The sequence below is a fragment of the Arsenicicoccus sp. UBA2120 genome (genome assembly GCF_002330965.1).
In the GTDB taxonomy this organism is placed as follows: Bacteria; Actinomycetota; Actinomycetes; order Actinomycetales; family Dermatophilaceae; genus Arsenicicoccus; species Arsenicicoccus bolidensis.
This window is the reverse complement of record NZ_DCYC01000101.1, coordinates 1,270-21,013: the sequence shown is the minus strand read 5'-3', so window position 1 is coordinate 21,013 and position 19,744 is coordinate 1,270. Positions and strand designations below refer to the sequence as shown.

The 19,744-nt window shown below is 68.9% G+C and carries 17 protein-coding genes and 1 tRNA gene; 13 read left to right on the top strand and 5 right to left on the bottom strand.

The features are described from left to right. Positions 1-1,035: helicase-related protein (locus tag B2P18_RS17450; protein ID WP_286961737.1), on the top strand; the 1,035-nt coding region annotated here is incomplete at its 5' end. 93 nt (positions 1,036-1,128) lie between these two features. Next, positions 1,129-1,216 (top strand) — tRNA-Leu (locus tag B2P18_RS17445). Between the two features lie 204 nt (positions 1,217-1,420). Here the strand turns inward: B2P18_RS17445 and B2P18_RS17440 are convergent. Then, the gene (locus B2P18_RS17440; protein WP_422652875.1) at positions 1,421-2,062 is read right to left on the bottom strand and encodes a DUF7255 family protein; all 642 of its coding nucleotides are present in this window, start codon (positions 2,060-2,062) and stop codon (positions 1,421-1,423) included. A 169-nt stretch (positions 2,063-2,231) separates the two neighbouring features. On the opposite strand from B2P18_RS17440, the gene B2P18_RS17435 reads away from it, so the two are divergent. Continuing rightward, entirely contained in the window at positions 2,232-3,491 is a 1,260-nt protein-coding gene (locus B2P18_RS17435) for an exonuclease domain-containing protein (protein WP_286961734.1), read from the top strand. A gap of 304 nt (positions 3,492-3,795) precedes the next feature. On the opposite strand, the gene B2P18_RS17430 is transcribed toward B2P18_RS17435, so the two are convergent. Both B2P18_RS17430 and B2P18_RS17425 read right to left on the bottom strand, forming a co-directional pair. Next, positions 3,796-4,896, bottom strand: a complete 1,101-nt coding sequence (locus tag B2P18_RS17430) for a restriction endonuclease (RefSeq protein ID WP_286961733.1) — start codon at positions 4,894-4,896, stop codon at positions 3,796-3,798. Next, positions 4,893-9,722: a DEAD/DEAH box helicase gene (locus B2P18_RS17425; RefSeq protein WP_286961732.1), complete on the bottom strand. Its 4,830-nt coding sequence runs from the start codon at positions 9,720-9,722 to the stop codon at positions 4,893-4,895. Before B2P18_RS17425 ends, B2P18_RS17430 begins: the two co-directional genes overlap by 4 nt. A gap of 324 nt (positions 9,723-10,046) precedes the next feature. On the opposite strand from B2P18_RS17425, the gene B2P18_RS17420 reads away from it, so the two are divergent. After that, positions 10,047-10,232: a hypothetical protein gene (locus B2P18_RS17420; RefSeq protein WP_286961730.1), complete on the top strand. Its 186-nt coding sequence runs from the start codon at positions 10,047-10,049 to the stop codon at positions 10,230-10,232. A 92-nt stretch (positions 10,233-10,324) separates the two neighbouring features. Beyond that, positions 10,325-11,668, top strand: a complete 1,344-nt coding sequence (locus B2P18_RS17415) for a M20/M25/M40 family metallo-hydrolase (protein ID WP_286961729.1) — start codon at positions 10,325-10,327, stop codon at positions 11,666-11,668. A 9-nt stretch (positions 11,669-11,677) separates the two neighbouring features. Here the strand turns inward: B2P18_RS17415 and B2P18_RS17410 are convergent, their stop codons facing one another. After that, on the bottom strand, positions 11,678-11,863 hold the full coding sequence (locus B2P18_RS17410; RefSeq protein WP_019284879.1) for a DUF5703 family protein: 186 nt from the start codon (positions 11,861-11,863) through the stop codon (positions 11,678-11,680). Positions 11,864-11,988: 125 nt separating this feature from the next. Here B2P18_RS17410 and B2P18_RS17405 point away from each other — a divergent pair, with 125 nt between their 5' ends. The 3 genes from B2P18_RS17405 (at position 11,989) to B2P18_RS17395 (ending at position 13,816) form a co-directional block, all read left to right on the top strand. Continuing rightward, positions 11,989-12,321, top strand: a complete 333-nt coding sequence (locus B2P18_RS17405; protein ID WP_286961728.1) for a primosomal protein — start codon at positions 11,989-11,991, stop codon at positions 12,319-12,321. Between the two features lie 187 nt (positions 12,322-12,508). Continuing rightward, positions 12,509-13,366, top strand: coding sequence for an undecaprenyl-diphosphate phosphatase (locus B2P18_RS17400; RefSeq protein ID WP_029212870.1), 858 nt, complete (start codon positions 12,509-12,511; stop codon positions 13,364-13,366). Positions 13,367-13,444: 78 nt separating this feature from the next. Continuing rightward, complete coding sequence (locus B2P18_RS17395; RefSeq protein ID WP_029212869.1) at positions 13,445-13,816, top strand: hypothetical protein; 372 nt, start codon at positions 13,445-13,447, stop codon at positions 13,814-13,816. A gap of 643 nt (positions 13,817-14,459) precedes the next feature. Here the strand turns inward: B2P18_RS17395 and corA are convergent. Beyond that, a complete protein-coding gene (gene corA, locus B2P18_RS17390; protein WP_286961727.1) occupies positions 14,460-15,464 on the bottom strand; it encodes a magnesium/cobalt transporter CorA in 1,005 nt (334 codons plus the stop codon). Positions 15,465-15,527: 63 nt separating this feature from the next. On the opposite strand from corA, the gene B2P18_RS17385 reads away from it, so the two are divergent. From B2P18_RS17385 to B2P18_RS17365, 5 genes are all read left to right on the top strand, one after another. After that, positions 15,528-16,256 (top strand): MSMEG_4193 family putative phosphomutase, encoded by a 729-nt coding sequence (locus B2P18_RS17385; protein ID WP_286961726.1) that lies wholly within the window; start codon positions 15,528-15,530, stop codon positions 16,254-16,256. Positions 16,257-16,265: 9 nt separating this feature from the next. Continuing rightward, positions 16,266-16,823 (top strand): DUF3090 domain-containing protein, encoded by a 558-nt coding sequence (locus B2P18_RS17380; RefSeq protein ID WP_286959394.1) that lies wholly within the window; start codon positions 16,266-16,268, stop codon positions 16,821-16,823. A 1-nt stretch (position 16,824) separates the two neighbouring features. Then, positions 16,825-17,688, top strand: a complete 864-nt coding sequence (locus tag B2P18_RS17375) for an SCO1664 family protein (protein WP_286961725.1) — start codon at positions 16,825-16,827, stop codon at positions 17,686-17,688. A gap of 113 nt (positions 17,689-17,801) precedes the next feature. Beyond that, positions 17,802-19,061 (top strand): cysteine--1-D-myo-inosityl 2-amino-2-deoxy-alpha-D-glucopyranoside ligase, encoded by a 1,260-nt coding sequence (gene mshC / locus B2P18_RS17370; protein ID WP_286961724.1) that lies wholly within the window; start codon positions 17,802-17,804, stop codon positions 19,059-19,061. 204 nt (positions 19,062-19,265) lie between these two features. Next, the coding region (locus B2P18_RS17365) for a DUF2087 domain-containing protein (protein WP_286961723.1) at positions 19,266-19,744 on the top strand (479 nt) is incomplete at its 3' end.

Sequence of the window (19,744 nt, the reverse complement as noted above, 5' to 3'; positions counted from 1 at the left end):
GACGAGGCCGACCACATGGCCGACCTGGGCTTCCTGCCCACCGTCAAGCGCCTGCTCGACCGCACGCCCGAGCGCGGCCAGCGCATGCTGTTCTCCGCGACGCTGGACGCGGGGGTCGACGTGCTGGCCAAGCGCTACCTGCACGACCCCGTCACCCACCACGCGGACTCGGCGCAGTCGCCCGTGTCGGCCATGGACCACCACGTCCTGCACGTCCACACCGACGACCGCCTGCCCGTGCTGGTCGACCTGACCTCGGGCCCCGGCCGCACGGTCGTGTTCACCCGCACCAAGTACGGCGCCAAGAAGCTCACCAAGCAGCTCAACCGCTCCGGCGTCCCCGCCGTCGAGCTGCACGGCAACCTCGGCCAGGGCGCGCGCACCCGCAACCTCGACGCGTTCCACTCCGGCACCGTCCAGACGCTCGTCGCCACCGACATCGCCGCCCGCGGCATCCACGTCGACGACGTCGCGCTGGTCATCCACGCCGACCCGCCGGTCGAGCACAAGGCCTATCTGCACCGCTCGGGGCGCACCGCGCGCGCCGGGGCCGCCGGCACCGTCGTCACGATGATGCTGGACGACCAGATCAAGGACGTCCGCGACCTGACCCGCGCGGCCGGCATCAAGCCGACCACCACGCGCGTCGGCCCGGACCACGCGCTCCTGCGCCGTCTCGTGCCGGGGGAGCGCACGTATGCCGCACCCACCGACGCCACGGTCGTCTCTCCTGACGCCCAGCAGGGCTCGGGCCGTCGTGGGGGAGGCCGCCCCGGCGGTCGCTCCGGCGGTGGCGCACGCCAGGGTGGCGGCAGCCGCACGGGCCAGTCGCAGGGTCGCCGTCAGGGCTCCGGCTCAGGCACCGCCCAGGGCGGCTCCGGCGCCCGTCAGGGTGGCCAGCAGCGTCAGCAGTCCGCCGGCCAGCCCCGACAGGGCGCGTCCGGCGGTGGCTCCCGCGGCGGTGCCCGTCCGGCCCGCACCGGCGGCGCCGCGGCGTTCTCGTCGGGCTCCTCGGCAGGCCGTCGCAGCCGCTGACGGACCGCGCCTCGCGATTCGGTGATCGGTGCTGCGTCTGCTAGAGTTTCACGTCGTTGCCCCGGTGGTTCTCCACCTGGCGCAGCACCACCTGTCCGGGTGGCGGAATGGCAGACGCGCTAGCTTGAGGTGCTAGTGTCCTTTATCGGACGTGGGGGTTCAAGTCCCCCCTCGGACACCAAGTAATGTCTCGGATGTCAGTCAAAAGACCGGACCCTTAGGGTCCGGTCTTTTGACGTCTGGACGGCACCAAGGGTTCAACGGTTGGTGCGGAGGCAGATTGCTGGCGACTTGTCGGGCCCCTTGGTAGGCGGGGCCCTTGGGACGGCTCGGGCCCAGATCCCGGCGCGTGTGGCGGTCGCGCGGCATGACCTCGCCGAACGAATCAGCCGTGCAGGGTGCGCAGGACGACGAGCTCGCGGAGGGAATTCGCCGAGCAGGTGGCCCTGCCCTGCAAGACGTCCCCCAGGCTGTTGCCGTCGACGACGTCGTGTACCGACAAGCGGGCAAGCCGGGTCCCCAGGGCTACCGCGTACGCATCGCGCATCGCGTCGTACAGGGCGCGCTGCCGCCACCGCGCAGGCCCCACCGGGTGGCCCAGGCCCGTCTCACGGGGCCCAGACTTGCCGAATTGGATCTCGCTGCTCGGGTTCGTCCAAAACTTCTGGTGTGAGGCCGCCTTCATGCAGACGTCCTCGAAGGCGTCACAGTAGGTGCGATAGGCACCTTGCCATGGCAGGGCGGCGGCCCACGCGGGAGCGAGGGTAACCCCACGGAACCGATTGAAGTGCTGCTCCTCGTCGAGTTCCACCACAATCCCACCCAGGCAAGCATCCCAGGAACGGGGCGCGAGCCGGGGCTTCAATTGGACCCCACCCAATTGCTCGTACAGCAAGTCGATTTCGTGGGCGAGTGCCTTCAAATGGCGCCTGCGCGGTGAGGGCGGACGGTCTGTGGGGATCGATGTCAGGCCAGCGCTTTCGAGCAAGCGTATGAGAGCCCTACCGCGTTCGCCGTTACTGCCCATTTCGCGATAATGCCCCACCACCAGGTTCCGTCACGCGCTCGCCGCCACTCTTCACGCAGATGGGCTATGGGTCCCGTTGCCAAAACCTGCTACAGCAGCCCGGCTCGCGCGTTAGGGTGCGAGAACGTTAGTTGTCTGGAGCGACGATGTTCCGGGGCAGGAGTTGGTCATGAGTGGATACACGGTCATCGATTTCGAGACGACCGGGGTGGTCCCCGAGCGCGGAGACCGCATTATCGAGATCGGTGTCGTCAACGTTTCTGACCTAGGGGAGGTCCAGGGCCACTGGTCGACACTGGTCAACCCGCAGCGCGACGTCGGGCCATCCAACATTCACGGCCTGACCGCCTCCGATGTGCTCGGCGCACCCACCTTCGATGAGATCGCCCCCTATGTCCTCGACGCCGTCGCTGGCCGCACCGTCGTTGCACATAACGCAGTCTTCGATCTGCGCTTCCTAGCCCACGAGTTGCTGCACGTCGGGGTCCCGTTGACGGACTTGCCACTTTCCGGTGTCTGCACCATGCGATGGGCCAGCGCCTACCTGCAGACGCCCAGCCGCAAGCTCATCGACTGCTGCACCTCCTGCGGCGTCGACCTCGTCGACGCCCACTCCGCGCACGCGGACGCACTCGCCACCGCAGGCCTGCTCGCGCACTACCTGGAGGCATGCCGGTACGAGCCCCCGTGGATGGATGTTGTCCAATCGACCCGCGGCTATGTCTGGCCGCCGTACGCAACGTCTTACCCCGAGTTGCGGATGGTCCGCAGAGGGGAGAGCCGGGATACGCAGCGCGGTGACACATGGCTGGACCGGCTCGTAAGCCGACTCCCTCGATCGGCCGACTACCGCGTCGACTCCTACCTTGAGGTCCTCGGCCGCGCTCTGCTCGACGGAATCCTTACCGAGCACGAGAAGGATGAGCTCATCGCCGTTGCCGACATGTGCGGCCTTACCCGCGGGGTGGTCCTAGACGTCCATGGCTCCTACCTCGAGGCAATGGCTCGCGCTGCGCTGGAGGATGGTGTCGTCACCCCCGACGAGCGCGCCGAGCTGAACCGGGTGGCGGCCCTGCTTGGCTTGCACCGCGGTGACGTGAGTGCCGCGCTGGCGGCTGCCAGCGACGCCCTCGACCAGGACGTACCGGCAATCGACTCGCCCATGACGACCGCTGGCATCCAGCTCGAGGTGGGGGACCGAGTCGTATTCACCGGCGTGATGAGCCGCGAGCGGCCCGAGTGGGAGTCCCTCGTGCGATCCCATGGGCTGCAGCCCGGCGGGGTCACGAAGCAGACCAAGGTTGTGGTGGCTTCAGATCCGAACTCTATGTCAGGCAAGGCTGCCAAGGCGCGCGCCTACGGCGTTCCGATCATCACCGAGGCGGCCTTCGAGCGGATCTTCATCGCCTGGGCGGCGACCGCGGCATAACCTGCTCGCCCCGCATTTCGACTTCCTGGGGATGGACAACCAGAACGACTGTTCCGGCGGCGCACCTCGGTGTCATCGGCCAATCTTGGCGATTGTTTGATGTGAGCCCTGACGCGGCAAGTCATCTACGCACAGCGCCGTGGCCATCCGAGGCTCGGAGTCTCCCTTGACATCCGTGGTCACCCCGCCGTCGCGAATCCACGCTTCCGCACGGTCTCAGGCGGCCACCCGTTCTCGGCTGCTCCAAGCGTCCAACTCGCTGCAGGTCTCCTGGGGACGCTGGTTGACGGCCGACGCGTGCACCTCAGCCGGGAAATTCGTCGTCAAGGACCCATGCCATTCGCAGTGGCAGGGCTGCCCGGGTCCTGGCCGGGAGGCGGTCATAGTTCTCGCACACGCGCTTGAGCAGCGCATCTGCGTCCCAGATACGCAGGCGGGTACGCAGCTGCCTGAACTCCCGGTCAGCGGCGCTCGTCACACCGCCCCAGGCGACGAGGAGTGCTTGGTCGGCCTGGTACTGCGCCATCGCGCTGTGCAAGCCACGAACCACGGGGGCCCCCACTGCCGTGTGCTCCGACTTCACCTCGACGATGAGCGTGGGCGAGTCAAGCCCGAGACGACCCGTTCCCGCCAGGATGTCGACCCCTCCGTCCGGACCGGCAGGAGAGACGACGCACTCGAAGCCCAAAACTTCGAGAACGTCCGCGACGAGCCGCGTGAGCTTGTGCCCCGCGAAGTTCTCCACGAGATGGGTGCGAATCCGGTCCTGGATGGCCTCCAGGGTCGGCATGGACACGGGATCGAGAACATCGCTGGCGTCATCGTCGGGGGCGGGCTCCACAGGGACGCTCCGGGGGGCTGCTGACCTGGGTGGCTGGTCAGCAGTCGGGGTCGATGTGGGCAACAGGTTGTTGCCCACATCGGTCCCGGTCTCCATGACCGCGGAGAGGCGCGCCTCGGCATTGTTGCGAGAGGGGCTGAAGACGGTGCGGATCGCGTTGAGGCTGTACAGCAGGTCGTCCTTGATGGCTCCCTTCGAGACGGGCTCAGACGACCACGTCACGGGGATCCTGTGGCGACGGCTCGCATCAGGATTGGCGTGGTCGTACTCGTAACGGCCCGAGCATCGACCGATGGTGAGGTAGCCGCTCCGCAGCTTCGACGGCATGACGACGATGTCGCCCGGTTCGATGGTTTCGCGAAAGGCCCATAGCTGCCCAGCGGTGGCGCCGATCTTATGGGGGCTCTCGTCGGGCAGGTGCGCCTCAACCAGAGCACGAACGTCCTCGCGCGAGCGGCAGCCGCTCAGGTCTGGAACGCCCCAGCCGACCGTGGCGCAGCCCGTGTCGAGCGCGTACTGCTCGTTCTCGCCGCCCGCGCCTGCGCGTACTACCCATGCGGTCACGATGCTGGTCCTTTCCTCGCGTCAGTGGGGAGGATGTCGAGGGGCGGGAGGGCGTCAACAATCTTCATCGTCTCGACGCTCACCGTGACGATCCGAGCGAGCAAGTTGAGGATGTAACGGGGGTCGCCGACTTCCCGGGACCAGTCGTTCGGGTCGTTGACGATGCCCGATACTTTGTCCGTCTTCACCTGATAGCGGTCCATGATCCACTCGACAGCCGAGCGCGCGCCGAGCATGTAGCGGTAGGCGTCCTCGGGGATGCCGGACACGGTGATGTGGCCGTTGTACTTGATGGTGGACCTGTCGGCGACGAGCTTCTTCGTCTCGGGGTCGCGTTGCTTGGCGAAGGCCATCTTCTCCACGCGGTAGAACTCCCACCCCACCGCGCCGGACGGCTGTGCATCGAGGCCGTCCAGCGGATAGGGCTCGACGGTCTCGTAGTCGAGGTGCAGCTTCGCGAGCTGCTGGCCGGCCACGACGAAGGGCCACGGGTCCGTGACGAGAGGGATGTGCGGCAGCATCTTTTTGAGGTCGGCTGCGTACGTAGCACGGTAGTCCGGCGAGTGGAGCAGTCCGTAGCAGTAGTCGTAGATGTCGTCCTTCGTCACTGCTGACCCGTAGGCCCCCTGGAAACGGGCCAGGGCATCATTCGTGATGTTGTCGATCCGCCAATACCCGTCGACCACGTCCGCGTCGTTGCCTCTCGGTGCGTCGAAAGAGAGCATTCCATCATTCGCATCCGCGTGTATGGGTTCGTATCGCCAACGCACGAAGCATTGACCTGTGTCCAGGAGGTGCAGATCAGGGAGTGCATCTGCCGCGATCAGGCAAAAGTCGTAATGTGATGAGGCGCCAGTGAGTGTGAATCCATGATTGGGATGGTTCGGGGTGGGAAAAGCGGCGGTCGTGACTCCGATTACGTTGAGAAGTGGTCGATCTCCATAAAGGTGGACGCGCATGTACGGGCGGTATGTAGCAGTCTGAAGTGCGCCTGGTTGGTACTCAATCGGCCTGCCCCTGGCTGCGGAGGCGCGCAATGATCGACTCCAGCTGATCTTGGCCTTATCGTCAGACTCAGTCGCCGTGATCCGCCCCAGTCGGAAGTCCTCGTAGGTTCGAATATGCTGAATGACGTTCGCCTTAAGGGTCGCGGCACTGTAGTTGTAAACCCATGCGTCACGGGCCGTCTCTAGACCACGCCCGTAGGTGTGAAAAATTAGTTCGAGCGGCATGAATTGGGTGAAGTCGTCGCGGCGTTGGTTGGCCCAGTCACCGTGCTCGTTCGAGGTGATGTCGGTGGCGTCGAGGTGCGTGATGTGCCCGGCCGCGGCGATGGTGTCCAGCTTTTGCTGGCGGGTGAGGTAGTCGCCGATGTCGGTGTAGTGGATGTGCGCCGGTCCGGGGCGGCTTGGGTCCTTCACAAGGAGGGTGATCGCCACGGTCGCGCGCGATCCGGCGCCGAATATGTTTCCGGCTTCCCGCTTTCGTTGCTCGCCGCCGCCAAGCGCATTACCGCGCAAATTGTAGATGTAGATGTCGGTGAACTCGTCGGCGAGGGTGAGGCGCATGCCGTCGGCAGTATTCGAGTCGAGCCACCCACCGTTCGTTACGAACGCAATAACCCCCCGGTGCGACAAGCGCAGAGTGGCCCACTTGATGGCGCGGATGTACGAGTCGTAAAGGCTGTTCTTGTTCGTTGCTGTTGACCGCGCGGCGTATGTATCCCTGATTGCCGCGTCAAGGCCTGGGTAGGACTCGTTGGCGTTGTTGTCGTTGGCGGAGTCCTGGCCGGATGAGTACGGAGGGTTGCCGACGAGGACGGTGATGTCGAGCTTCTTGAGGTGTTCCAGCCGTTCGTTGTTCTGGACGAAGACTGTGGTGTCGAGTCGGTCGTCGTTCTCCCAGGACTGGAAGGTGTCGGTGAGGATGAGGCCGGGGAAGGGCTCGTACTCGCCGGGGTCATCGAGGGTGCCGGCCTTCTGGTCCTGGAAGGTGGTCTCGATGTTGACGGCCGCGATGTAGTAGGCGAGCAGCAGGATCTCGTTGGCGTGCAGCTCGTGCCGGTACTTGCGGACGAGGTCCTTCGGTTCGATGAGACCGAGGGAGAGAAGCCGTGCGATGAAGGTGCCCGTGCCGGTGAACCCGTCGAGAACGTGGACGCCCTCATCGGTGAGACCCTGGCCGAAGTGCTTGCGCAGCACGGCGTCGGCCGAGCGCAGGATGAAGTCGACGACCTCGGTGGGGGTGTAGACGATGCCGAGCTTGTCGACGGTGCGCTTGAACGCGGTCGCGAAGAACTTGTCGTAGAGCTCGACCATGATCTTCTGCCGGCCCTCGGCGTTGTCGATGCCCTCGACGCGGCTGCGGACGGAGGCGTAGAAGCCCTCAAGACTACTGTTCTCGGAGTCCAGAGAGTGCTCGTCAAGGGCCTCGAGCATGCGCTCCATGGTCTGGGCGACGGGGTTGTGGGCGGCGAAGTCGTACCCGCCGAAAAGCGCGTCGAACACGGGCCTGGTGATGAGGTGCTGGGCGAGCATCTCGACGGCGTCGTCGCGGCTGATGTTGTCGTTGAGGTTGCCGCGCAGGCCGGTGAGGAAGCGGTCGAACTCGTCCTGCACGATGCTGCCGGGGGTGTCGAGCAGTGCGGTGATGCGGGTGATGTGCTGCTCGGCGATGCCGGCGACGTCCTTGGCCCAGGTCTCCCAGTAGCGGCGTTCGCCGACCTTCTCGACGATCTTGGCGTAGATGGCGTCGCGGTAGCCGCCGAAGTCGAGGTCGAGCATGGCCTGCTCGGTGGCGTCGTCGACCCCGGTGAGGTTGCCGTCGCTGTCGATGTGGCCGATGCCGATCTTGTCGTTTCGCTTGTCGCGGTTGAGGTCGAGCTTGTTGATCGTCGCCTCGAACCGGTCGTCGTGAGACCGCAGTGCGCGCAGCACCTTCCACACGCCGGCGTAGCGGGCGTTGTCCGACAGCGCCGCCTCGGGGGACATGCCGGTGGGGATGGCGATGGGCAGGATGATGTAGCCGTAGTCCTTGCCCTTGGCGGTGCGCATGACGCGGCCGACGGACTGGACGACGTCGACCTCGCTGCCGCGCGGGGACAGGAACATCACGGCGTCCAGGGCGGGCACGTCGATGCCCTCGGACAGGCAGCGGGCGTTGGTCAGGATGCGGCAGGTGTTCGGCTCGGGCTCGGCCTTGAGCCAGTCCAGGGCGGTGTTGCGGGCGAGGGCGTTGAAGGTGCCGTCGACGTGGCGGCACTCCACGCGCAGGTCCATCGACGCGGCGGCTCCATCGGCGTCGTCGGTGGGGTCCGCGGGGGCGTCGAGGGTGTCGATGTGCTGGTCGACGACGGTGGGGAAGGCCGCGGCGATGGCCTTGCTCGTCTTGATGTTGGGCGCGAACGCGACGGCCCGCTTCATTGGGCTGAGGGACTCTCCGGTCGTGGTGTCGAAGTGCTTGGCGAGGCCGTTCCAACAGCCGATGATCCGGGCGGCGTCGCCGAGCTGGATCTCGCCGTCCTGCGCGAGCTCGGTCTGGAAGTTCGAGGCGACGTACTTCTCGTCGACCGTGAGGATGAGCACGCGGTAGTCGGTGAGGTAGCCCTGCTCGACGGCCTTGCCGAAGCCGATGCGGTACAGCTCCGGCCCGTAGAGCGTCTCGTCGTCCATGGAGGCGATGACGGCGGCGTGGTCGTCGGCCTTGCTGCGGGCGTCGGAGCCGAAGATGCGCGGCGTCGCGGTCATGTAGAGCCGCTTGATGGCCTTGAGGTAGGTGTTGTCGTGGACGCGCATGAAGGGCGACTCGTCCGCGCCCGCGATCCTCGCGCCGGTGGTGCGGTGCGCCTCGTCGCAGATGATGAGGTCGAACGGCGCGAGGTCGCCGGCCTTCTGTGCGCGGTGGATGACGTCGATGGACTGGTAGGTCGAGAAGACGACCGTCATCCGGTCGGTCTTGGCCTGCGCCGAGCGGATGCGGGTCATGAGCTCGTCGGTGTTCGTCGTCGACGGCAGGGCGAGGTCGGAGGCGCGGATGTCCTCGCTCGTCGCGCCGGACCTAGCCGTGGCCTTGGCGTCGGAGCACACCGCGATCGGCGCCAGGGCGACGTCAGCAGTAGCGGACCACTCACGCAGCGTCTGGGAGAGCAGGCTGATCGACGGCACGAGGAACAGGACGGTCTTGCCGGCCCCGGCGATCTGCTCGGCGAGGCGCAGGCTCGTGAAGGTCTTGCCGGTGCCGCAGGCCATGATCAGCTTGCCGCGGTCGTGCGCCTGCAAGCCTTCGGTGACGGCGGCGATGGCCTCGCGCTGGTACGGGCGCAGGGGCTTGTCGTCGGACTTGGTGGGTAGCTGGTCGGGTCGGTCCCAGGTGAAGGAGTCCCAGTCGACGTCCGCGGCCTCCAGGTCGGGCAGGCCGATGACGGTGACGGGTACGGCCTGGTCCTCGATCGTGCTGCGGGCGTGGGAGTTCCACTTGTCGGTGGTGGACACGATGATGCGCCGCGTGAATGCCGACCCGCCCGAGGCGGACAGGAAGGTGTCGACATCGGGCTTCGAGACGGTGGTGCCCGGGGCGTAGAACTTCGACTGGATCGCGACCATCCCACCTGTCAGGGCGTCCTTGGCGACGAGGTCGATGCCCGTGTCAGGACGCCCTTGGCGGTCTGGCCAGTCGTTCCAAAGCCAGACGTCGTCGAACTGCTCGGTCCACAGGGGGTCGGTGCGCAGGTACTGCAGCAGCACCCGCTCAAGCATGCTGCCCTTGTCGTGCTCGGACGTCGCCATGCCACGCAGCTGGTCCAGGACTTCGTACACCGTCGTCGACATGGGCTTGATTCTCACCGGCGATGCGCGATGAGCAAGCCATCAAGCCCGGCGCGTCTCCGTCCCGTCTGCTCCCCCGCGATGTAGGTGACGCGCAGTTCCCGCTGCCCAGCGGGTCCAGGGCGCCATCGACACGCCCTCCCGGGTGGGGATTTCCGGCCACGGTGTAAGTCATCCACTCGACCGGGGTCTACGCGTCCGTGTAGTCCTGGGAGATGAGGTGGGAGATGACCTCGTCGCGAGGATCGAAGGCGACGAGGGCGCGGGGTCTGTCGGTGGTAGCGGCTAGCGTCAATCACGTAGCTACGAGAACCACGGGAGCCCGCCATGGGAGACGCGATCGTGGAAACCCTCATGCGTGAACGGGCCATGCAACAGCTGCAGGACATCCAGGCCCGGCTCGGGTCTGCGGCTGACGGCCGCGCGCGGTCGAAGGCGGGCCTGCTGACCACCGAGGAGGAAGACCTCCTCCGCTGGGCCGAGTCGCTGCTCTGGCTCCTGGCCGACCAGTGAAGACCGTGGACGGGAGGTGAGCGCCGGGCCTGAGGCCGTTGGTCGTGGCGGTGGCCGGGGGTGCGTCATACGGAAGGGATAGGGTCGGGGGCATGACCGACTCGAGCGCGCAGACGACCGTGACGGACCCGACGCAGGAGGTCGAGCGCATCTGCCGCGATCTCATCCGGATCGACTCCTCCAACTATGGGGACGGGTCGGGGCCGGGGGAGCGGGCCTGCGCGGAGTACGTCATGGAGCAGCTCACCGAGGTCGGGTTGGACCCCTTCTACGCCGAGTCCGAGGACAAGCGGGCCAACGTTTCGGTCCGGGTCGAGGGCAGCGACCGCGAGCGGCCCGCGCTGGTCGTGCACGGCCACCTCGACGTCGTGCCCGCCGACGCGGGGGACTGGTCGGTGGACCCGTTCAGCGCCGAGGTCAAGGATGGCTGCATCTGGGGACGCGGCGCCGTGGACATGAAGGACATGGACGCCATGATCCTGGCCAACCTGCGCCACCTGGCCCGCACCGGCACCAAGCCCCCGCGCGACGTGGTCTTCACCTTCTTCGCCGACGAGGAGGCGGGCGGCGTCAAGGGGTCGAGCTGGATGGTCGACCACCACCCCGAGCTGTTCGAGGGCGCGAGCGAGGCCATCAGCGAGGTCGGCGGCTACTCCGTCACCATCCCGCGCAAGGACACCGGCGAGCAGGTGCGCGCCTATCTCCTGCAGACCGCCGAGAAGGGCATCGCCTGGCTGCGCCTGACCGCCCACGGTCGCGCCGGCCACGGCTCGGTCCCCAACGACGACAACGCGATCGTGCACCTCGCCCAGGCGATCGAGCGCATCAACGCCCACAAGTGGCCGCGCACCTACATCGCCAGCGTCCGCGAGCTGCTCGACGGGCTGTCCTCCGTGACGGGCACGGGCTACACCGACGAGGACGCGAGCGAGCTGCTCGAGCACATCGGCGGCGCACGGGGATTCGTGCTCGGCACGCTGCAGGACACGAGCAGCTTCACGATGCTCGACAGCGGCTACAAGCACAACGTCATCCCGCAGACCGCCTCCGCGACCCTGGACTGCCGCTTCCTGCCCGGCCACGAGGACGAGCTCATGGACACCGTCCGCGTCCTCGCCGGTGACCGGGTCGAGGTCTCGGTCCACCACCGCGACACCGCGCTCGAGGCCCCCTTTGGCAGCGACCTCGTGGATCGTATGGCGGACGCCCTGCAGGCCGAGGACCCCGGATCGCTGCTGCTCCCGTACTGCCTGTCCGGCGGCACCGACAACAAGGCGCTGTCGCGGCTGGGGATCACGGGCTACGGGTTCGCGCCGCTGCGGCTGCCCGCCGAGCTCGACTTCGTCGGGATGTTCCACGGCATCGACGAGCGGATCCCGGTCGACTCGCTGGAGTTCGGGACGCGCGTGCTGCAGCGCCTGCTCGCGACCTGCTGAGGTCTCGGCTCAGGCGGTGCGCGACACCCGGATGACGCGCCGCCGGATCTCGGCCCGTCGCACGCCTCCCCAGTAGAGCGACATCTTGGTCAGCTCCCAGTGGCCGTACTCCGCCTCGTCGGTCAACGCCTGCCGGATCTCGCCGCGGCTGGCGTCCCGACGGAAGGTCACGGTGCGGTACTCGTACTCCGGCATACGGCTCGGCTCCCTCCACGTCCATCAGGCCCGATCCTGGCTCCGACCAGGCCCGCAGCACCACCATGCCATGAACCCCCAGGTGCCATGGCTCTCGTCCGCACCGACGGGGTAACGTCTCTCCCATGAGCACCGAGCCGCGCGCCGCCCTCGCCACCTTCATCTCTGCGATCGAACGTCACTTCGAGGCTGCGGCCTCGCGCCGTGGCGACGACGACCCCGCCGTGGTCAACGCCTACCAGGAGCTCGCCGACGCATTCGAGGCCTACGACGAGGCCCTCGACGACGCCTTCGGCGAGGTCACGCCGCTCGGCATCTACACCGACGACGACGATGACGACGACGAGGACGGCCCCTACGTCGGCCTCGACGACGAGGGCTACGACGACGAGGACGACGACGACGATGACGAGGACGACGAGGAGGAGGACGGCGACGATCGCCGCCCCCGCCGCTGAGGGCTTCTCGCCATACCGGCCGGTCGCCCACCACCGCACCGGCCACCCGCGCGCCTGACGACGCCGAGATCCACCCGGATCTCGGCGTTGTCAGCGTTCGTGGAGCCGAGACCCGTCACAATGGTCGACGGCGCCCATCGCGCGGCTCGTCGTCAGCCCCCACCTCACCACTGCGAAAGCGAACTACGTGTCTGCCCTGAGCTATCTGGACTCGATCATCCTCGGCATCGTCGAGGGCGTCACCGAGTACCTCCCCGTCTCCTCGACCGGCCACCTCACCATCGCCGAGAAGATGCTCGGACTCCCGATCGACGACCCGGCGATCACGTCGTTCACCGCCGTCATCCAGCTCGGGGCGATCCTCGCGACGCTCATCTACTTCTGGGACAAGATCAAGACGATGTTCCTCGCCTGGGTCGCCGGGCTGCGCGACCCGAAGGCCCGCGAGCACGAGAACTACTCGCTCGCCTGGGCCGTCATCGTCGGCTCGATCCCCGTGGTCGTCGCCGCCCTGCTGTTCAAGGACCTGATCAAGGGGCCGCTGCGCAGCCTGTGGGTCGTCGCCGGCGCGCTGGTCCTGTGGAGCATCGTGATCTGGGCGGGGGAGCGCTATCACGCGCGGCTCGTCGCCGCCGGCCAGGACCGCCCCGAGGGCAGCCGCGTCACCGTCAAGGACGGCGTGATCATCGGCCTCATGCAGTGCTTCTCGCTGGTCCCCGGCGTGTCGCGCTCCGGCACCACGATCACCGCCGGCCTGTTCCGCGGCCTCGACCGCGTCACCGCCACCGAGCTCTCCTTCTTCATGGCCATCCCCGCGCTCGTCGGCGCCGGCCTCTACGAGCTCAAGGACGTCAACACCTCCGTCGTCGGCCTCGGCCAGCTCGCGGTCGGCACGATCGTGTCCTTCATCGTCGCCTACGCCTCGATCGCGTGGCTGCTGAAGTTCGTCAAGAACAACAGCCTGATGTTCTTCGTGTCGTGGCGCGTGCTCGTCGGCGCGGCCGTGCTCGTCGCCCTGGCGGCCGGCTGGATGTCGGCGACCTGATCGCCGAGCCTCACCCCGTAGGGCGCGTTGGAGTGGCACGGCTGTGGCTCCTCTGTCGGTAGAGCGAAAGGAGTCGACATGTCGCTTCCCCTTGCGGACCAGCAATGGATCGTGGTCGCTGCCGATGAGGTGCAGGAGCAACTTGCGCGATCCCCTCTCGAGCTCAAGCCCAAACGGGTGGAGGTCTTCACCGAGACCGACGCCTTCGACGAGGAAGCGTGGCGGTTGCGCCTCTACCTCCCCCGCCCCGTCGGTCGGACCTGGGGCAGCCGGGCATCGCTCGACACGCGGCGCGCGGCGGTGGACGCCTTCGACATGTTTGCGGCGCGGACCCATCACGCCCTCCCCGGGCGCACGCTGGCCCTGGTGACGACCGACGAGGCACCGGAGGCCGACATCGCCGAGCCCGAGGGGCCGGCGAGCAGGGAGGAACGTGAGCTGGCCGAGTGAGCCCGATCGGGCCGGCCGGGCTACTGGCGACGGCCGAGCGCCTGGCCGGCACCTCGTCCGGCCCCGGACGACCCGCTCTGGGTCCCCGGGCGAGATAGCGGACGGCCGTTGCGTGGAAGCTGGTCACGCCGCGCGAGAGGGCGAAGGTGGGTGTTGCGGCCTGCGCGGGGGACCCGTTTGCGCCCACTTGAGGGCTGGGGGAGGCGCGGTCGTCGCGTCGGTCGCGGGTTGTCGCCTGCGTGGCGATGGGTGTCGGTGGTGGCGCTCTGCAGCACGCCACCGGCGCTGGAACCTGCCACGGGGGATGGCAGGCCATCCGGGTGCTGGACGTCGCCGCGCCGGGGACTGCTCTTCGGCGGCCTCGGTCGAGACAGGGGCGCCGTATGCCGGAAGCCGGTCACCTCACGACGAGGTGGCCGGCTTCCGGCATACGGCCTGGGCCCAGGTGCGGGCACGGTCCGCGCCCCGAGCGCGAGGAACGCACGCCACCAGCCCCGGCACCGTGCACGCTCCGCGCTCCGAGCGCGAAGGTGCAGCCAGACCGCAGTTTTGGCACGTGTGAGGGTCCCCAGCGGCCGAAAGGTGCGTCCAGACCGCAGGTTTGGCACGTCGGGCGTGGAGGACCTCAGCGAGCGGGGGTGGGTCAGAGCCAGCCGGAGCGTTTGAACAGGCGGTAGAGGAAGGTGACGCCGGCGACCATGAGCGCCATGACCACGAAGTAGCCGTAGTAGAACTCGCTGCCGCCGACGTTGACGCTGGCCTTGAGCTCGGGCATGTACTCGAAGTTCTGGCCGTAGATGCCGGCGATCATCGTGGGGAGGACGCCCATCGCGGCCCACGCGGAGATCTTGCGCATGTCCTCGTTCTGCTTGACGCCGATCTGCGCGAGGTGCGCGTTGAGCACGTCGGTGAGCAGCCGGTCGTAGGACTCGACGTGGTCGTTGACCTTGAGCAGGTGGTCCAGGACATCGGCGAAGAACGGGCGAGCCGCCTTGTGCACCACGGGAACCGAGCGGTCCTTGGCGAGGCGGCGGACCGGCTCGGCGAGGGGGACGGAGGCGCGCTTGAACTCCAGCACCTCGCGCTTGAGCTCATAGATCTCGGAGGCGTAGTCGCCCTTGGTGCCGCCGAAGATGTTGCGCTCGATGCGGTCGAGGTCGTCCTCGAGCTCGGAGTCGATGAGCACGTAGTTGTCGACGATGGAGTCGAGCACGGAGTAGAGGACCGACGCGGGGCCGTGCGCGAGCTGGTCGGGCGCGAGCTCGAGGCGGGCGCGGACGCCGGCGAGGGGGTTGGCGTCGCCGTTGCGGACGGTGAGGGCGAACTTGTCGCCGACGAAGAGCATGACCTCACCGGTCTCGACGTCGCTCGTGCGCTCCACGTAGCGCAGCGTCTTGACCACCATGAAGATCGTGTCGTCGTAGATGTCGAGCTTGGCGCGCTGCTCGCCGGTCAGGGCGTCCTCGACGGCGAGGGGGTGCAGGCCGAGCTCGTCGTTGACGAGGGCGAACTCCTCGTCGGTCGGGTCCTTGAGCCCGATCCACAGGAATCCGTCGTCGGCGCGGTCCCGCAGCGCGGCGAGCTCCTCGCTCAGATCCCCGCAGGGCATGCGGCGGCCGTGGCGGTAGAGAGCTTGGTCGACGATCACAACCAGCAAGCGTACGTCCTGGCGGGCGCGGCGCGCGGCGGGGGCGCGTGGCACAGTGGTGCGGTGCCCACGCTGCTGCTCGTCCGCCACGGACGCACCGACGCCAACGCGACCGGCCTGCTCGCCGGGTGGACCGAGGGGGTGGGGCTCGACGAGCAGGGACGGACCCAGGCCCGCGACCTCGCGACCCGCATCGCCGGGCTGCCCGTCCGGCTCGCGGCCGTCAGCCCGCTGCAGCGCTGCCAGGAGACCGCCGACGAGCTGTATGCCGCCGCGCAGGCGCACGACACCGGCTGGGGCGAGGCGCGCCGGGTGACGGTGGACGCGATCGGGGAGTGCCACTACGGCGCGTGGACCGGGCGTCCGCTCGCCGAGCTCGCGCAGGAGGACCTGTGGCGCACGGTGCAGGACCACCCGTCGCGGGCGCGCTTCCCGGACTCGGAGGAGCACGCGAGCGAGTCGATCGCCGACCTGCAGCACCGCGCCGTCGCGGCGGTCCGTGACCTGGACCGGCTCGTCGAGGCCGAGCACGGCCCCGACGCCCTGTGGCTGCTCGTCAGCCACGGCGACGTCATCAAGGCGATCCTGGCCGACGCCGCCGGGTCGCACCTCGACCTGTTCCAGCGGTTCGTCGTGGGACCGGCGTCACTGTCGGTGATCCGCTACACGGAGGCGCGGCCTTTCGTCATACGGATCAACGACGGAGGCAACGACCTCTCGGGCCTGGCCCCCGCCCGGCCAAAGGACGAGACACCGCGCGGTGACGCGGCCGTGGGGGGCGGAACGGCTTAGGGTCGGGACATGCCGCAGCAGATCTTCGACCCGCCCGAGAGGTTCGTCTCCGGGACCGTCGGGCCGCCCGGGCAGCGCACGTTCTTCCTCCAGGCCGCGGGGAGCGGGCGGCTCACGAGCATGTCCCTGGAGAAGCAGCAGGTCGAGGTCCTCGCCGACCGCTGCAACGACCTGCTCGACGTGCACGCCCCCCTCACCGGCTCGGACGCCGCCGCCGCGCGCCTGGTCGACAACGAACCGCTGGGCACCCCCATCGAGGACGAGTTCCGCGTGCAGAGCATCGGGCTCGCGTATGACGACCGCCGCGACGTCGTGATCATTGACTGCTCCGACGGCGACCTGGAGGAGCAGCCCGACCCCGAGGACGTGGCCGCGCTGGGTCTCGAGGGCGCCGTGCCGACAGATCCGCAGGTCGTGCGCGTCGTCCTGACGCCGGCGGAGGCACGAGCCTTCGCCCGGCGCTCGCTGGCGCTGGTGGCGGCGGGGCGCGCGCCGTGCCCCTTCTGCGGCGAGCCGCTCGACCCCGAGGGGCACATCTGTCCGCGCGCCAACGGCTACAAGCGGTGACGTGAGTCCCGACGACGTCCCCGCCGAGCTGATCGTGCCGAACCCGCTGGTCGACCCCACGGACCGGCCTGCTGTCGAAGCGATGCTCGGCCGGCTGGCGGGGGAGGAGCTGCGCCTGGTCGGGCAGCTCGTGGAGGCGTCGAACGGCGTGTTCCTCGGGGTCCTGGGCGGCGGCGAGCCCGTCCGCGTGATCTACAAGCCGACGCGCGGCGAACGGCCGCTGCACGACTTCCCGCCCGCGACGCTGGCGCAGCGCGAGACGGCGGCGTTCCTGGTGTCGCACGAGGGCGGGTATGCCGTCGTGCCGCCCACCGTCCTGCGCGAGGGGCCGCTCGGTCCGGGGTCGGTGCAGCTGTGGATCGATCACGACGAGGCCGCCGCTCCGATGGTCGACCTGGTGGCGCCCGACGCGATCGAGGAAGGCGTGATCCCCGTGTTCACGGGGGAGACCCCCACCGGCGAGCAGGTGGTCGTCGTCCACCGCGACACGGAGGCGGCGGCCCGGTTCGCGGCATACGACTGCGTGGTCAACAACGCCGACCGCAAGGGCTTCCACGTCCTGGTCGACCCGACCGGCCGCGAGTGGGGGATCGACCACGGGATCACCCTGCACGCCGAGCCCAAGCTGCGGACCGTGCTGTGGGGGTGGGTCGGGGACCCGCTGCCCGCGGCGGAGGTCGCGCGCCTGGCGCTGCTGGAGTCGCTGCTCGGCGACCCCGGGTCCGCGCTGGTGCAGGGTCTGGTGGGCCTGCTGAGCTCGGACGAGATCGAGGCCCTGACGTCGCGCGTGTCGGCGCTGCTGGCGGCCGGGACCTATCCGGAGCCGGACCCCGGCCACTACCCGATCCCCTGGCCCCCGCTCTGACCCGCCGCGGGTAAAGGCATCAGCCGCGCTTCGTTCCCCAGGCTGATGATCCCGCCGGGGGTAGGTCCTGGACGGGGACGGGGGTTGTCCGTGACCGCCGCTAGGCTCTGCGCGTGAAGTCCTGGCCCGCCCCCGCCGTCCCGTCCGTCCCCGGCAGCCCGCTGCCCGTGCGCATCCACGACACCGCGCGCGGCGAGGTCGTCGAGCTGTCACCCGGCCCCACGGCCCGCATCTACTGCTGCGGCATCACGCCCTACGACGCGACCCACATGGGGCACGCGGCGACCTACGTGACCTTCGACCTGCTCGGTCGCGCGCTGCGCCAGGCCGGTCACGAGGTGCGCTACACGCAGAACATCACCGACGTCGACGACCCGCTGCTCGAGCGCGCCGCCCGCGACGGCGTCGACTGGACTGCCTTGGCCACCAAGGAGATCCAGCTCTTTCGCGACGACATGACCGCGCTGCGGGTGCTCCCGCCGGACCACTACGTCGGCGTCGTCGAGTCGGTCGAGGCGATCGCCGACCAGGTGGCCCAGCTCGTGCGGGCGGGCGCCGCCTATCCCGTGCCGGTGCCGGACGACGAGCACGACCTGGTGGCTGAGGGTGCCAAGGACTACTACCTGGACCTCGCGCAGCAGCCGACCTTCGGCGAGGTGTCGGGGTGGACCCGCGAGCAGATGCTGGACGTGTATGCCGACCGCGGCGGCGACCCCGACCGGGCCGGCAAGCGCGACCCCCTCGACCCGCTGCTGTGGCGCGCGGAGCGGCGCGGCGAGCCCGCCTGGGCCGGAGGCATCCTCGGCTGCGGCCGCCCGGGCTGGCACATCGAGTGCACGACGATCGCCCTCGACACCCTCGGCATGCGCTTCGACGTGCAGGGCGGCGGCACCGACCTGATCTTTCCCCACCACGAGATGTCCGCGGTGCAGGCCGTCGGGCTGACGGGGGAGCCCGAGTTCGCCACGGCCTACCTCCACCAGGCGATGGTCGGTCTCGACGGCGCCAAGATGAGCAAGTCCAAGGGCAACCTCGTGCTCGTGTCCCGGCTCCGCGAGAGCGGCGTCGACCCGATGGCCGTGCGGCTCGTGCTGCTCGACCAGCACTACCGCACCGACTGGGACTGGACCGACGACCTGCTGGCCCGCGCCCAGGACCGCCTCGACCGCTGGCGCGCCGCCGTGGCGCGAGCGGGTGCTCCGGCTGCGGGCGAGGTCGTCGCCCAGGTCCGCGCCGCCCTGTGCCAGGATCTCGACACCCCGGCCGCGCTGCGGGCCGTCGACGCCTGGGCCGCCGCGAGCGGGACGGATGCGGGAGCCGGTGGCGAGGTCGCGGCTGCGCTCGACGCGCTGCTCGGCGTCGACGTGCGCTGACCCCGCACAGCGGGTTGACGGTCGGCATACGGGTTGGGCAGGCTGGGCCCCAGCGGCGTCGCCCGACGCCCAGCCCGCGCATCGGTCCCCAGCCCGTGCAGCACCGGGCCAAGGGGAGCAGATCCTCGGGCGAGCATCCACCACATCGTCGGCGACCCCGCTGCGCTCGTGGGCTGGGGGCACGCGCAGCGTCGAGGACCCACGATGACCCAGGACGCAGACCTCAAGACCGTCATCCGCGCGCGCATGGAGCGCACCGGTGAGACCTACACCGCGGCGCAGGCGGCCGTGCTCGCCCTCCCGCCCCCCGAGGTGACCCGCGCCGTCGACGAGATCGCCCGGCTGGTGCGGCCGTTCGTCGACGGGGAGCGGATCGTGTCGATCCCCGTCAAGAGGCGCCGGCGGGTGGCCGTGCTGCTGCACCTGCTCAGCCGGTTCGAGATCGGGCGGTCGTATGCCGAGAGCGAGGTCACCGCGATCCTCGGCGCGGCGCACGAGGACCACGCCTGGCTGCGGCGCGAGCTGGTGAACTACCGCTACCTGCAACGGGACTCGGGGATCTATCGGGTCACGACGACCGTGCCCGAGCGCGACGCCACCGAGGCGCAGGAGATCCCGGTGGACGAGGCGGCGTTCCTGCGCAGCCTGGGCACCCACGGCGGGGAGGCCCCGGCGCCGGGCCC